Source organism: Candidatus Collinsella stercoripullorum, assembly GCF_027669965.1.
Taxonomy (GTDB): Bacteria; Actinomycetota; Coriobacteriia; order Coriobacteriales; family Coriobacteriaceae; genus Collinsella; species Collinsella stercoripullorum.
In genome coordinates this window covers 1-14,332 of record NZ_JAQECM010000059.1, presented here as the reverse complement: position 1 = coordinate 14,332, position 14,332 = coordinate 1, and the positions used below count along the sequence as shown (strand labels likewise).

Genomic DNA, 14,332 nt, shown 5'->3' with positions numbered 1-14,332 from the left:
ACGCCGGGCAGGCGGGGGACGCGCCCCTCGACGGCGCGGCGACGGACGGCGGGGACCCCGCCCCGGTCATCGAGCCCGAGGGCGACGGGACGAAGGCCGGATGGGATCCCGCCGTGGACGGAACCCCCGCCCCGACCGAGCCCGAACCCGAGCACTTCGGCACCATGCCGCGCTTCCTCACCCGCGAGGAGTACGAGAAGATCGGCGACGACCCCGAGCCGCTCCCCGAGGGCTTCGAGGTCATCGACGGCGGCCCGGGGGCGGTGCCCCCGGCGTCGCTCGTCCGCCCGCAGCCCGAGCCCGAGCCCGCCGGCCCGTCCGCCGGCGAGACGATCTCGCGGGCGGCGGCGGAGGCCGCGAGCAACGTCGGCGCCTTCATCACGCAGGGCGTCGGCGCCGTGCGCGAGATGAGCGCCGCCAAGCGCGCGCACGCCGAGGCCCGCGAGCAGCTCGAGGAGCTCGAGGGCCGCATCGCCGAGCAGACCCGCGAGCTCGCGCACCGCCGCGACATCGCCGACAACTTCGACGCCATCGTCGCGGAGCAGACGGCGCGCGGCCGCAGCGCGCAGGCGTCCGCCACGGCCGCGCAGGGCCTCCAGAAGACCCTGCAGGCCAAGATCGACCGGCTCAAGAAGTCGCTCGACGAGATGAAGGCCGCGGACGCCGAGGCGGAGCGCGCCCTGAAGGAGGCGCTCGACCGCGCGCAGGCGGCCGAGGAGGCCGCGCGCGAGTCGGCCGGCCGCCTGAAGCGCCGCCTGACCGACGCGCAGCGCGCCGTCGAGAAGGCGACCGAGGCGCGCACGACCTCGGTCGACGAGGCCCGCGCCGCCGTCGACGCGGCGGAGGCGCGCCTGGCGGGCCTGCGCAGCGAGTACGCGGAGATCCAGCGCAACCCCTCGGCCAACTCCGCGGCGTACAGCGTGCGCGGAAACGAGCTGGGCGCCGAGATCGCCGACGCCACCGAGGCGCTGCGCCGCGCGAAGGACGAGCTGCCCCGCGTGACCGCGGACGCCGACGCGACCCTCGCCGCGGCGCGGGCGGCGGTGGCTGAGGCCGAGAAGCCCATCGCGGACGCAAAGGAGTCCTTCCGGGGCATCACCAAGCAGACCGAGGCCGCGCGCGACGCGCTCGAGGCGGCGCGCATCGAGGCCGCCGGCCGTCAGAAGGAGCTCAAGGGCCAGATCCACGAGCAGGAGCGCGCGCTCAGGGAGCAGCAGGACGCGGAGCGCGACGCCCAGCGGGACGCCGCCGAGGCCCAGGCGGCCATCGACGAGGCGACCGACATCCGCAACCACCCCGAGCTGACCGAGCGCATCGCCTCCGCGCTCGCCGCCGACGTCGCGGAGCGCGCGGAGCAGGCGCAGGCCGTGCAGGCGCTCGCCGAGGCCGAGGCGAGCGTCCGCGAGCGCACCCGCGGTTCGCGCGTCCGCTTCATCGCGGCGCTCGCCGCCGTCGCCGCGGTCGTGCTCGTCATCGCGGTGCTCTGGTTCGCGTTGTCGTAACGGATGCGCCCGGCGCCCCCGTCTGGGACCGGGGCGCCGGGCGCGCGGAGGGAGGCGGGCCATGCGCTGGCTCGGAATCGACGGCGGGGGCACCAAGACGGCCTTCTCGATCTTCGACGACAGGCTGCGGATGCTCGATCGCTTCACCCTGCCCACCTGCCACTACGCGCAGGCCGGGCTCGAGGGGATGCACGAGGTGCTCGACCGGGGCTGCGCGCGGGCGCGGGCCTGCGGGGCGCTCGGGGACGACTACGGCATCGGGTTCTCCATCTGCGGATACGGTGAGGATGCCGAAGCCGACCGAGCCGCGCGCGCGGCGGCGGAGTCCATCGCCGGGCCGCATCCCCACGCGATCGTGAACGACGTCGAGGCCGCCTGGGCGGCGGGCCTCGACATGGCAGACGGCATCGCGCTCATCGCCGGCACCGGGTCGATCGCCCTGGGGGTCTGCGCGGGCAGGCAGGTCCGCTGCGGCGGCTGGGACTACGAGGTCGGCGACGAGGGCGGCGGGGGCTGGATGGGCCGCGAGCTGCTGAGGGCGTTCACACGCCAGTCCGACGGACGCGACCCGCGCGGGCCGCTGCACGCCCTCGTCAGGGAGCGCCTGCGCCTGGATGACGATTTCGAGGTCATCGCGCGCGCCCGCGAGCTGCTCCCCGACCGCACCCGCACCGCGGCGCTGAGCCCTCTGGTCACCGAGGCCGCCGAGGCCGGGGACGCGAGCGCCCGCGCCATCTTCGAGCGGGCGGCGCGGGAGGAGGCCGACCTCGTGCGCACCCTCGTCGGGGAGCTGTTCTCCGACCGCATCGCGGACGAGGGCGCGGTGCCCGTCGCCTGCATCGGAGGCACCTTCCAGGCGGGCGCGCACATCCTGCGCCCGCTCTCCGCCGCCCTCCCCTCCTGCTGCCGCCTCGTCCGGCCCGCCCACGAGCCCGACGTCGGGGCGGTCCTCATCCTGCGCGCCCGGCTCGCCCGCGACCGGTAGCGGAAGCGTCCCGGTCGACCGCCCCGCGCCCCCGATTCGCCGCGGAGCCGTCTGGGTATACGGGAGACAGCGGCCGCGAGAGAAAGGATGCGCCCATGATCGTCACCACCACCCCCTCCGTCGACGGATACCGCGTGAGCGGGTACTACGGCATCGTCTTCGGCGAGGTCATCACCGGCATCGACTTCATCAAGGACATCGGCGCGAGCCTGCGCAACTTCGTGGGCGGGCGCAGCAAAGGATACGAGGACGAGCTCATCACCGCCCGCAACGAGGCGATCGCCGAGCTCCAGCAGCGGGCCTCCGAGATGGGCGCCCATGCCGTGGTGGGCGTCGACATCGATTACGAGGTGCTCGGGCAGGGCGGCATGCTCATGGTGACTGCGAGCGGCACCGCCGTCACGCTCGAACCCCTCGCATAGGGCGGCGGCCCCCGGGGACGGGGGCGGATCGACAGGCACCGGAGGGACCCCGGCCCGCGCGATGCACGGCGCGGGCCGGGGTCTCTCGCATTCCGTCCCTCGAAGCGGGGTCGGCGCTACGAACCGATGGAGGTCACGGCGAGCACCTCCGAGGCGGAGGCGGGCTCGGCCGCGTCCCCGTCCGCGTCGCCCGCCGAGCCGGACCCCGCGGCGTCCTCCTCGTCCATGCAGGTGAACGAGATGGCGTCGCCCACGCGGTAGCGGACGATCTCCAGCTGATCGGGCAGGGCGAAGTCGTAGATCGCCGCATCGCCCTCGAGGGTCACGTAGAAGTGCGAGTTCCCGTCGACGACCGCCTGCGCCACGGTGGCGATCGTGCCGCTCACCTCGCGCTGCGCGCCCGATGCGGCCGCCTGCTCGTCGGACAGCGTGCCGTCGGCGGCGAGCATGGCCAGGTAGCCGTCCTGGCAGGCTGCGACCGTGCTCCCCGTCGCCACGTTCTGGTAGTGCTCGACGTTGATCATGGCGTACATCTTCACCAGGCCGGCGTCGTCCTTCATCGACATGAAGTAGGTCGGCTCGCCCGCCACGTTCAGCAGCAGCGGGAAGGTCGCCTGGTAGCGCAGGTTCTGCAGCTCGCCCTCGGCGCTCTGCATGGCCGAGTCCTCCGTGGCCCCCGCGACCGGGTAGAAATGGGACTCCCCGGTGCGCTGGTTCACCAGGATGAAACCGATGTTCGAGCTGTCCGCCGTCACGCTCGAGACGCCGGAGTACAGGTAGATGTCCTCGCCCTGCGCGATGTAGTTGTACCCGAGCTCGCCGCCGGTCCCGCGCGTGGTCCGCACCACGTCGCGCTGGCCGAGCCAGGAGTTGAGCCAGCCGTTGGCGTACATGCCGCTCCAGTTGTACTGCTCGATGATGAGGTCGCTCGGGTAGGCGCGGTCGACCCAGCTCGGCACCTCGTCCACCGCGTAGTCCTCGGTCTCGCCCGTGCAGGCGTTGACGAGCACCACCCGCTGGATGGTCGTCCCCTCGAACAGCCCGATGGTACGGCGCTGGACGGGGTAGACCCACCACGGCGCGCCGTCGTCATCGAGCTCGAAGGACTTCTGGTCGAACATGTAGGTGGGGTAGGCGAGCTGGACGTAGCGGTCGACGTTGCGCGCGAGCGGCTCGGACTCGCTGTAGCGGATCGGCTCGTCCAGGCGGACGACCTCGGCCTCCTGCGTGACCATGTCGACGAGCACGTAGGCGGGGATGCCCTGGTCGCGGTTGGAGAACCACTTGAACAGGTCGGCGTACACCAGCGGGCTCACGCGCACGGGGCGCCCGCGGTAGTTGATCTGGCTGTAGGCGTCGGAGATCTCGAACTGGCTCACGTACTCGGGGATGGAGCCCATGGCGCGGTCGCCCAGCAGGATGGCCGACGCGCGGTCGATGACCGGGACCTCGGAGTAATCGACCTCCTCGATGTCCTCGGCGAAGTCGCCGTCGGTGGTCTGGAGGATCGAGGCGTAGCGCTCGGCGTTGCCGGGGACGATGGGCATGCCCGCGATGACGCCGGTCGCGAACGCCGCGATGACCGCGACGGGCAGGGCGATCAGGCGGCGGAAGACGGCCGCGCGGCGGCCGGACCGCAGCGACAGGACCTTGAGCGCCACCGCGGCGACCGCGGCGATGACGATGATCCAGCTCCAGACCTGGGGGCTCTGGAGGTTGAGGGCGGGATGGAACCACCAGTAGCCCGCCGCGAGCGCGCAGGCGAGCACCGCCAGGAGGATGACGAGGGCGCGGCGGCTCCACCGGGCGATGCGGTCGAGGAGCTCGCCGCCGACATGGCGCCCGCCGCGGCGGCCGGAGCCACCCTCGCCGGACGGGCGCCTCCCGGCGGCCCGCGAGCCGCCGGTCGCGCCCTTCGGGGACGGGTCCGCGGACCCCTCATCGGAGGAGCCGGCGTCATCGACCACGGCGTCCACCGGGATCGCCCCGTCGTCGGCATCCCCCTCGGGGACCGGGATGCCCAGCATGCGCAGCATCCTCATCAGGTTCTCGCGGTCGTCTGACATCGATCGCTCCCTCCCGTCTCGGGTTCGGTGAGGCCCCGCCCGCCGCGACGGCGCGCGGATACCTCGATACGGCGGGGCGCCGGTTCGTCTAGCCATGATACCCATGGCCCGAGCCGGATGTCATCCTGTCCGGGGCCGGCCGCGCGAACGGCGGCGCGGCCGGAGACGGGCGGCGATGGGGGCGCGGGCCGGCGCAGCTCAGTCCCGCGGCGTGCGCGCGAGCAGCCTGAGCACCGGATCGAGCGGACCGGGCTGCAGGCGACGGCGGACGTCGGCCAGGCGCGCGGGGATGTCGATCCGCTGCGGGCAGTGGCGCGCGCAGGCTCCGCAGCCCACGCAGTTGCTCGCCAGGCGCGGGCGCCCGGTCCTGATCGCGCTCGCGGTGAAGTACTGCTGCATGCCGGTGAAGCGTCCGTGCGCGAAGCTCGCGTTGTACGCCGCGAAGCACCCGGGGATGTTCACGCCGTGCGGGCAGGGCATGCAGTAGGAGCATCCCGTGCACGGGACCCGGTTCGTCTCCTCGAAGACCCGCACGACGCGGGCGATCGCATCGAGCTGCGCGGGCGTCATCGAGCCGGGCAGCGCGCGGCAGGCGATGTCGGCGTTCTCGTCCACCTGCTCGCACGACGACATGCCCGACAGCAGCATCGTCACCTCGGGATGGTTCCACACCCAGGAGAGCCCCCAGGCCGCCGGCGTCGTCAGGTCCCCGTCGGACGCCTCCTCAAGGACCCGGCGGGCGGGCGCGGGCATCTTGTCCGCGAGCCTGCCCCCCAGCAGGGGCTCCATCACGAAGACCGCCATGCCGCGGGCGGCCGCCGCCTCGAGGCCCGCGGTCCCCGCCTGATAGCGCTCCCCGGTGTAGTTGTACTGGATCTGGCAGAAATCCCAGTCGTAGGCATCGAGGAGCACGGGGAAGTCGACCGAGCTGCCGTGGAAGGAGAACCCGATGCGCCCGATGCGCCCCGACGCCCTCTGCCGCTCGATCCACCCCTCGATCCCCAGCCCGACCAGGCGCTCCCATTGCCCGAGGCTCGTGATGTTGTGCATGAGGTAGTAGTCGACGCGGTCGGTGCGCAGCCGGCGGAGCTGCTCGTCGAGGTAGCGGTCGAAGTCGCGGGGGCTCCGGCAGGAGGCGTGCGGGAGCTTGGTCGCCACGAGCACCCGGTCCCGAACGCCGAGCTCGGAGAGGACCCTGCCGACGACCTCCTCGTTCCCCGGGTAGAGATAGGCGGTGTCCAGGTAGTTGACGCCGCGCTCCACCGCACGGGAGACGATCTCGCGGGCGGCGCGCGGATCGGGCCGCCCGACGGCGAACCCGGGGAACCTCATGCACCCGAGGCCGAGCGCGGAGACGCGCCCGCCGCGGGGATCGACACGGTACTGCATACCCCTCCTCATCATGCGGGTCGACGTGTGCGCGCTGCCCGGGACCCTTCCCGTGCGCCGCCCGCGAAGGCGCCGCGCCGGGGAAGCCCCGCGCAGGGCGGATCGGCTACGCGACCGCCTCGCGCACGCGCTTGACGAGCTTCTTCTTGGAGGAGCAGACCACGAGCTCCCCGTCGATGCGCGCGAAGGCGCATCCCGGGTCGGAGCGCCGCTTCGAGCATGCGTGGACGCAGCCCTCCTTCCATTCCCCCTTCTCGAGCACGCCCTTGAGGTCCCTCGGCTTCACACCGGAGCACTTCTTGCAGAACCTGACCCGCGCCTTACCCATGGCGACCTCCTCGGTCGGAAACGGTCGGAATAATTGCCACTCGAATTGTTTCATATAGCTAACCCGATGGGAAGACCCGAATCCGAACGAAGGGGGCGCGTGCGCGGCGGGCGATCGGCGCGCTCCGGAGCCGGAGGAGCGCCGGGGCCCGTGCCGCGGGGCTCAGCGGCGGTCGCGATACCAGCGGACGAGGACCGCGACGGCGAGCACGGTGAACACGAAGGGCAGCAGCCGCAGCGCGCCCCACAGCACCGCTCCCACGAACGAGAGCGCGAGCGAGATGACGGCGGCGAGCACCAGCAGCGCGGCGATGATGACCAGGATGTCCATGGCAGCCCTTCGTCGGGGACGGTCCCTTGCATTATCCCCTCTCGCACGGGCCCGCGCGCCGCTCATCCGCGGGGTGCACGAAACCGCCAGCGAGGGGGTCCGATGGCCGAGGGGTACAATGGGGCCGTCGTCGGCGTCGATGATCCAGGAGGCGCGCATGGGGCTGATCGACCGCATCAAGGCATGGGGAGGCTCGCCGGAGGGCGGGGTACAGCCGCGCAGCCCGCTCGAGCGGGAGCTCATCGAACGGCTGCAGGACGCGCTCCCCGACCCGTCCCGCGCCGGGGAGCCCATGAGGTTCCGGATGCGCTTCGCCGGCCTCGTGCAGGGCGTGGGGTTCCGCTGGACCAACATGGGGCTCGCGCGCGAGCGGGGGCTCACCGGGTGGGTGCGCAACCTGGACGACGGCTCCGTCGAGATGGAGATCCAGGGGACGCCGGGCGGGCTCATCGTCCATCTGGACCGCCTGCACGACTCCTACCGCAGGTACGGCAACCGCATCTGGCTGGAGGAGGCGGAGCGGATCGAGCCCGTCGACGGCGAGGACGAGTTCGACGCGCGCTACTGAGCCGGGGCCGCATCCCTTTTTCGGGGAGATGGGGTCCGAGCGGGCGGGAACCGGCGGGCGCCGCCATAATGGGCTGGCCGATCATCACGCGAAAGGGAGCGACCTTTGAACGTCACCATCTACACCGACGGCGCCGCGCGCGGCAACCCGGGGCGCGGCGGATACGGAGCCGTGCTGCGCTACACCGCCCCCTCGGGGAAGGAGCACGTCCTGGAGCTCTCCCGCGGATACGAGCGGACCACCAACAACCGGATGGAGCTCATGGCGGCCATAGCCGCGCTCGAGGTGCTCAACCGCCCCTGCACCGTCGAGCTGCATTCCGACTCGCAGTACGTGGTCAACGCGTTCAACAAGCACTGGGTCGACGGCTGGATCAAACGGGGCTGGAAGACCGCCGCCAAGAAGCCCGTCAAGAACCCCGACCTGTGGAAGCGCCTGCTCAAGGCCATGGAGCCCCACGACGTGACCTTCAGATGGGTGAAGGGCCATGCGGGCCACACCTTCAACGAGCGCTGCGACCAGCTCGCCACCTCCGCGGCCGACGAGGGCCCGCGCGTCGTCGACGAGGGCTTCGTCGAGGGGGACGCCGACTGACGGACGGGCGACCGGGGCCGCGGCCGCGCACGGCGGGGCCCGCGACGGAACCTCGCCGTGCGCCGCGAGCCTTAGCGCCACGGGCGCACGCCCCGTGGCGTGACGGGCCCCGCGCCCCCGCGAGGACCCCGTCCCCCTCATATACCGACCCCTCATGCGCCCGCACCCCGACGGCACGCCGACGCTGCCGGAACGGCGGACACCGACCCCCCGTTCCCCGGAACGCTACCGAAACTATGGCATTTTATGTGGACGCAGCGCGTGCGCTTGCCGGATGCCGGCGCTTCTGCTGAAATGCTGTCAAGAACGGTTCACGATAAGGGAGGTCGGCATGGCGGTGCAGCGCAGGAACACGAAGCAGCGCGCCCTGGTCCTCGACGCCGTTCGCGCACGGTGCGACCATCCGACCGCGGAGGACATCTACCTCGACGTCCGGCGCCAGGACGACCGCATCAGCCGCGCGACGGTCTACCGCAACCTGCGCCTCCTCGAGCAGACGCATGCCATCACCTGCGTGAAGGCCCCCGGCGGAGACCGGTTCGACCTGCGTCTGGACGCCCATTGCCACGTGGTGTGCACCGAATGCGGCGCGGTGATCGATGCCACGGTGCCCTACGACGCGGGGGCCGATGACGCCGTCGCCCGCGAGACCGGCTACGAGATCGCCTCCCACAGCACCATCTTCGAGGGCGTGTGCCCCGCCTGCCGCGCGAAGGCGGCGCGCTCAGCCTGACGGACCCGTCCCGGCACAGGCGGACCGGACCCCGCATGCAGGGGCCTCCGCGGCGCGGGCGCCGGCCCGCCCCCTAATCGCGCGAGATCCCCCGGAGCCGCTCCAGGATCAACGCGAGCGAGCGGTACATCTGGACGCGCTGGATATCGCCCAGCTCCTCGCCCGCCTCCGCGACCACGCGGCGGATGACCTCCCCCATCTCGGCGTCGCTGCGCCTGCCGCGCTCGGTGAGGCGGACCGGCGCGCGGTAGCGCGAGCCGCCGGCATCGCCCTCGCATACCTCCACGAGGCCCTGCTCCTCCAACCGGGCCAGCGAGCGCGAGACCGCGGCGCGCGTGAGGTCGGCCTCCCGGGCGAGCTCGGCGCCGGTCAGCCCCTCCTCGTGGCGGCCCAGGTAGTACAGGGACATGACATCCGAGCCGCGTATCCCCAGGCGCGCCGCCTCGACCGCCTTGATCCGCTGGATCTCCTTGGAGATGAGCGAGATGAGCCCCACGAAGTCCTCGAACCGCGTCTGCTCCATGTCGGCCTCCGTCCGCCGTCTCCCCGCCTGTCTTGTTGACAGGTTAACATCGCATCGGCCGCTCCGGGGCGGCGGCGCGGCGCGGGCGACGGAGGACACGAACACCACACGCCGGGCACGCCGGCGCCCCGGCATGCCCGGCGTGCGTCGCGCCCCGATCGGGGTCAGTCCTCGATGACGACCTCGCGGTCCGCCGCCGTGACGAGCCTCTTGACCGCGATGGTCGCCCCCAGGTAGCGCTCGACCAGCTCGGCGAGCTCGTCGAGGGCGGCTCGGCAGTCCCCCACGCGCCCGGGCTCCACGCACTCGATGACCAGAAACGCGTTGACCGAGTCGTCGGTGAGCGCCGTGCGCACGCCGTCGCGCCAGTTCCAGCAGCGGCAGACCGCCCCCTCGTCGTCCAGGTAGCACAGCTCCCCCGGCAGCGTCGGGTCCTCGGCGCCGTCCTCGCCGAGCGGCACGAATGCGTCCCCGCCCTGCGTGACGGTGAGGCGCAGGTCGCCCGCGAAGGAGTCGATGTCCTCGCCTCCCACCGGCAGCGCGTACTTGAGCGAGACGGCGTTGTACACGTCCACCGACGGCGTGATCGGCCCCACGGGGCGCCCCTTGATCACCCGCTTGAGCAGGTTCTCGATCGAGCAGCGGGCGCCCTTCTTCGTCTTGAACCTGCGGTACGCCTCGCGCCATGCGCGCACCGGCTCGTTCTCGGAGATGGTGTCGCTGGTGATGTGGCGCTCGGCCAGGCGGTTGGCGCCCTCGAGCAGGGAGGCGAGCTCGGCGCGCCCCTGCTCGCCCACCTCGTCGGCGCTCCTCATGCCGCGGGCCACGATCACGCCGATCGCGGCGTCCGGGAACAGCTGCCAGAACGAATCCTCCGTCACGAAGCGCTTCATATCGCTCCCCCTTCCGCGGCCGCCCGGGCCCCGGGCGCCCCGCGTCGATGCGGAAGGGCGCCCACCCGCCGACCGCCTTCCAAGTCCTACGGTGCCGGCACGTGGGCGCCCTCAGCGCCGCCCCCATCCGGAGAAGGGGGCACTCTGTCAGTACATCGGGGCCGCCGCGTGCGACGGCCCCGCTCCCTATCTTAGCGCTTGATGTTCGCCAGGTCCTCGAGCTGGACGCCGGGATAGCGCTTGTTGAAGTTGTCGCGGAACTTCTGCGCCAGGCCGGCGGCCTCGCGGTCGTACGCCTCGGGGTCGGACCAGGTGTTGCGCGGCGTGAGCAGCTCGGTCGGGACGCCCGGGCAGGCGATGGGCACGTCCACGTCGAACACGTCGTCGTGACGGTAGCCGGCGACGTCGAGCTCGCCGGTCTGCGCCGCCTTGACGAGCGCGCGGGTGTGGAACAGCGCGATGCGGTGACCCACGCCGTAAGGGCCGCCGGTCCACCCGGTGTTGACGAGGTAGACGCGGGTGTTGTTCTGCGCGATCTTCTCGCCCAGCAGATAGGCGTAGGTCATGTGGTCGAGCGGCATGAAGGGCTCGCCGAACAGCGCGGAGAAGGTGGGCTGCGGCTCCTTGACGCCGAGCTCGGTGCCGGCGACCTTCGCGGTGTAGCCGGTCAGGAAGTGGAACATGGCCTGCTCGCGGGAGAGCTTGGAGATCGGCGGCAGCACGCCGTAGGCGTCGGCCGTGAGGAACAGCACGACGCTCGGGATCTCGCCGGTGCCGGACTCGACCACGCGCTCGATGTGCTCGAGCGGGTACGCGGCGCGGCCGTTCTCGGTGATGGAGCTGTCGGAGTAGATCGGCTCGCGGGTTTTGCGGTCGAGCTTGACGTTCTCCGACACGCTGCCGAAGCGGATGGCGTCGAAGATGTCCGGCTCGCGCTCGCGCGTGAGGTCGATGGTCTTGGCGTAGCAGCCGCCCTCGATGTTGAACACGCCGCGCGGGCTCCAGCCGTGCTCGTCGTCGCCGATGAGCAGGCGCTCGGGGTCGGCGGACAGCGTGGTCTTGCCGGTGCCGGACAGGCCGAACAGGATGCAGGTCCTGCCGGTCGCCGGGTCGACGTTGGCCGAGCAGTGCATCGGCAGCACGCCGTCCTCGATGGGCAGCAGGTAGTTCATCATCGTGAAGACGGCCTTCTTGATCTCACCGCAGTACCCGGTGCCGGCCACGACGATCTTCTTCTTGTTCATGTCGAGGATGACGGCGGCCGGCTCCACGCCGTCGCGGTCGCGCGAGCACACGTAGGTGGGCGCGGCGAAGACGAGGATGTCGGGGCGGCCGAACACCTCGAGCTCGTCCTTGGTGGGGCGCACGAGCATGTTCTGGATGAACAGGGCCTGGTGGGCGCGCTCGCACACCACCATGACCTTGCGGGCGTACTGGCGGTCGGCGCCGGCGAAGCCGCGGATCACGAACAGGTGGCGGCGCTGGGACATGTAGCGCGTGACGTTCTTGCGGACGCGCTTGTAGGTCTTCTCGTCGATCGGCTTGTTGGTGGGGCTGTTCCAGTTGACGTTCTTCTCGGCCTCGCCCGCGTCGACGATATAGCGGTTCTCGGGCGAGCGGCCCGTGAAGGCGCCGGTGGAGACGGAGAGCGAGCCCGTGGAGGTCAGGTAGGCCTCATGGTGCGAGATGGCGTGCTCGATGAGCTTGGCGGGGCTCCAGTCGACGTGCACGCGATCCATGTCGCAGTCGATGCCCGATTCCAAAAGGATGGTCTCGATCATATGCAGCTACCTTTCATACACCCGGCGCGCGGTGCGGCGCGCCATAAACGATACCCGAAGCAGGGCGATGCGCCGCGCCGCCGCTCGACGAAGGCGGCACACCATTCGCATCATACCCGCCCCCGCTCGACGGCGTACAGGGCCATTCCGTCGAAAGACAGCGAAAAGACCCCCGGTGGCACATGAGGCCCGTACCCTTGACAAGGCGGCTGCGGTTGTGCAAGAGACCCGGTGAGGGGGTCGGCGGGCGCCGTCCGCGGGGCCGGCGCGCCGGGCGCGGGACCCGCTACAGCCAGGCCCCCGCCAGGGCGAGCGCCGACATGGCGACGAGGAAGCCGAGCGCATAGGGCAGCACCGCGCGCAGCAGCTCCGCGTCGCGGCCCACCACGCGCACGGAGGCGAGCCCGATGGCGAGGGTCTGCGGGGAGAGCATCTTGCCCGCGGCGACGCCCAGCTCGTTCAGGGCGACCATCCAATAGGGGTCCGTCCCGAGGGCCGTGGCCGCCTCGAGCTGGATCGGGCCGAACAGCATGGCCGAGCTCGTGCCCGACCCCGTGACGAACGCCCCCACCGCGCCGATCCAAGGCGCCGCGAGCGGGAACAGCGCGCCGGTCACCCCGATGCAGAACGCGGAGATATCCGAGATCATGCCCGCGTACCCCATCACCTTCGCGCACCCGAGCACGGCGAGCATCGTCGCCGCCGTGGGCGCCATCTGGCGCAGCGTCGCGGCGAGCACGGAGAGCATCCGCCGGGGCCCCGCCCCCTGGATGAGGCCGCCCGCGACCGCCGCGGCGAAGATCCACACGCCCGGCGTGTTCACCCAGCTGAACGTCAACGACCCGGGGGCCTCGCCGCAGTAGACGGCGACGGTGGACGAGAATCCCGCGAGCCACGCGTTCAGCGGGCCGGAGAGCTTCGAGGTGCCGAGCAGGAGCACGAAGATCAGGATGAAGCACGACCACGCGCGCAGCGCGCCGGCGGCGCCGACGGGCTCCTCCGCCCCGGCGTCCATGTGGAAGCGGGGGTCCAGGGCGCCCGAGCGCTCGGCGCGGGCCCCGAGCGCCGCCGTGGCGGCGAGCGAGCACAGGCTCCCCACGACGACGGCGAGCTCGGGCCCCACGAGCGCGGCGACGAGCGCGCACGCCGCCGCGAACGACGCCCCCGAGGCGAGCGCGACCGGCGCCACGCCGCGCAGGCGCTCGAGCGCGCCCGCGGTCCCGGTGTTGCCGCGCCCCGCGATGAGCGCGATCAGGAACGGCGCCGCCACGTAGAAGGGGGACAGCTGCAGCGCCTCGGTGAAGGCGAGCCCGTTGGCGTCGAGCCCCACGAGCCCGGCGAGGGAGACGGTGGGGATGCCGATGGAGCCGAACGCCGTGGGCACGCCGTTGGCGACCAGGCACATGAGCACCGCGGTCAGCGGGTCGAACCCCATGCCCGCGAGCATCCCGGCGGGGATCGCCACCGCGGTGCCGAAGCCCGCCATGCCCTCCATGAACCCGCCGAAGCACCAGGCGATGAGCAGGGCCAGGATGCGCCGGTCGCTCGAGACCGAGGCGATCATGCGCCCGATGACGTCCATCGCCCCCGTGCTCACGCAGAGGTTGTAGGTGAAGACCGCGGCGACGATGACCAGCACGATCGGCCAGAGCGCCATGAGGAAGCCCTCGAGGCTCGCCGTGGCGACCTCCGCCGGCCCCATGCCCCAGCGCGCCATGGCCAGCGCGCAGGCGATGGCGAACGACCCCGCGGCAGCCTTCCAGGCGGGGAGCCTGAACGCCAGCAGGGCGACGACCAGCCACAGGATCGGAGCGAGTGCGAGGACGAAGGCGAGCGGATCCATGGTCCCTCCTCATGGCCCAAGAAGAAAAAAAGGAATGGAAAATAATTTTCCTCCCCGCCATGATACCGCAGGAGGCCCCCGGCGGGCCCGCACCTTCGCGCATGCCGGGCCACAACCTCCGCGACTGCCGCGGCGGACGGGCGCCCGGGACGCCCCGAACCGCCCGGGAGGCATGTAACGAGACGGCGCCGGCGGGGCGGCAGGGGGCGGGCGCGGGTATAATGCGGCCCAACCGACCCGAACCGCGACGAGCGAGGAGCCCCGTGACCCGCACCCCCATCGACATAGTCCGCGACAAGCTCGCACGCCGCGCCCGCCTGCGCGCGGACGCGGGCCCCCGGTTCCGGGAGGCGCCGGCGGGCTCGGTCCCCGTCG

Annotated in this window: 14 protein-coding genes; 6 read left to right on the top strand and 8 right to left on the bottom strand. The window is 72.0% G+C overall.

Annotated features, from left to right (window positions below; genetic code table 11):
• From PHA29_RS09445 to PHA29_RS09435, 3 genes are all read left to right on the top strand, one after another.
• The coding region (locus PHA29_RS09445) for a coiled-coil domain-containing protein (protein WP_270849354.1) at positions 1 to 1,502 on the top strand (1,502 nt) is incomplete at its 5' end.
• A 61-nt stretch (positions 1,503 to 1,563) separates the two neighbouring features.
• Positions 1,564 to 2,487, top strand: a complete 924-nt coding sequence (locus PHA29_RS09440; RefSeq protein ID WP_270849352.1) for an N-acetylglucosamine kinase — start codon at positions 1,564 to 1,566, stop codon at positions 2,485 to 2,487.
• A gap of 95 nt (positions 2,488 to 2,582) precedes the next feature.
• Complete coding sequence (locus PHA29_RS09435) at positions 2,583 to 2,909, top strand: putative heavy metal-binding protein (protein ID WP_270404625.1); 327 nt, start codon at positions 2,583 to 2,585, stop codon at positions 2,907 to 2,909.
• A gap of 116 nt (positions 2,910 to 3,025) precedes the next feature.
• On the opposite strand, the gene PHA29_RS09430 is transcribed toward PHA29_RS09435, so the two are convergent.
• The 4 genes from PHA29_RS09430 to PHA29_RS09415 form a co-directional block, all read right to left on the bottom strand.
• Positions 3,026 to 4,975 (bottom strand): Tat pathway signal sequence, encoded by a 1,950-nt coding sequence (locus PHA29_RS09430; protein ID WP_270849350.1) that lies wholly within the window; start codon positions 4,973 to 4,975, stop codon positions 3,026 to 3,028.
• A gap of 198 nt (positions 4,976 to 5,173) precedes the next feature.
• A complete protein-coding gene (locus PHA29_RS09425) occupies positions 5,174 to 6,364 on the bottom strand; it encodes an aldo/keto reductase (protein WP_270849349.1) in 1,191 nt (396 codons plus the stop codon).
• A gap of 106 nt (positions 6,365 to 6,470) precedes the next feature.
• Entirely contained in the window at positions 6,471 to 6,692 is a 222-nt protein-coding gene (locus PHA29_RS09420; protein WP_270849347.1) for a hypothetical protein, read from the bottom strand.
• A 162-nt stretch (positions 6,693 to 6,854) separates the two neighbouring features.
• Complete coding sequence (locus PHA29_RS09415; protein ID WP_270404615.1) at positions 6,855 to 7,022, bottom strand: hypothetical protein; 168 nt, start codon at positions 7,020 to 7,022, stop codon at positions 6,855 to 6,857.
• 118 nt (positions 7,023 to 7,140) lie between these two features.
• Here PHA29_RS09415 and PHA29_RS09410 point away from each other — a divergent pair, with 118 nt between their 5' ends.
• The 3 genes from PHA29_RS09410 to PHA29_RS09400 all read left to right on the top strand — a co-directional run bounded on the left by PHA29_RS09410 (position 7,141) and on the right by PHA29_RS09400 (position 8,917).
• A complete protein-coding gene (locus PHA29_RS09410) occupies positions 7,141 to 7,590 on the top strand; it encodes an acylphosphatase (protein ID WP_270849345.1) in 450 nt (149 codons plus the stop codon).
• A gap of 105 nt (positions 7,591 to 7,695) precedes the next feature.
• Positions 7,696 to 8,184 (top strand): ribonuclease HI, encoded by a 489-nt coding sequence (gene rnhA / locus PHA29_RS09405; protein ID WP_270849343.1) that lies wholly within the window; start codon positions 7,696 to 7,698, stop codon positions 8,182 to 8,184.
• Positions 8,185 to 8,515: 331 nt separating this feature from the next.
• Positions 8,516 to 8,917, top strand: coding sequence for a Fur family transcriptional regulator (locus tag PHA29_RS09400; RefSeq protein WP_270849342.1), 402 nt, complete (start codon positions 8,516 to 8,518; stop codon positions 8,915 to 8,917).
• A 73-nt stretch (positions 8,918 to 8,990) separates the two neighbouring features.
• Here PHA29_RS09400 and PHA29_RS09395 read toward each other — a convergent pair whose 3' ends face one another.
• The 4 genes from PHA29_RS09395 to PHA29_RS09380 all read right to left on the bottom strand — a co-directional run bounded on the left by PHA29_RS09395 (position 8,991) and on the right by PHA29_RS09380 (position 13,957).
• Positions 8,991 to 9,440 (bottom strand): MarR family winged helix-turn-helix transcriptional regulator, encoded by a 450-nt coding sequence (locus tag PHA29_RS09395; protein WP_270404606.1) that lies wholly within the window; start codon positions 9,438 to 9,440, stop codon positions 8,991 to 8,993.
• A gap of 164 nt (positions 9,441 to 9,604) precedes the next feature.
• A complete protein-coding gene (locus PHA29_RS09390) occupies positions 9,605 to 10,333 on the bottom strand; it encodes a B3/B4 domain-containing protein (protein ID WP_270404603.1) in 729 nt (242 codons plus the stop codon).
• Between the two features lie 191 nt (positions 10,334 to 10,524).
• Complete coding sequence (gene pckA, locus PHA29_RS09385; RefSeq protein WP_270404600.1) at positions 10,525 to 12,114, bottom strand: phosphoenolpyruvate carboxykinase (ATP); 1,590 nt, start codon at positions 12,112 to 12,114, stop codon at positions 10,525 to 10,527.
• Between the two features lie 286 nt (positions 12,115 to 12,400).
• Positions 12,401 to 13,957 (bottom strand): L-lactate permease, encoded by a 1,557-nt coding sequence (locus PHA29_RS09380; protein WP_270849339.1) that lies wholly within the window; start codon positions 13,955 to 13,957, stop codon positions 12,401 to 12,403.
• Between the last annotated feature and the right edge of the window lie 375 nt (positions 13,958 to 14,332).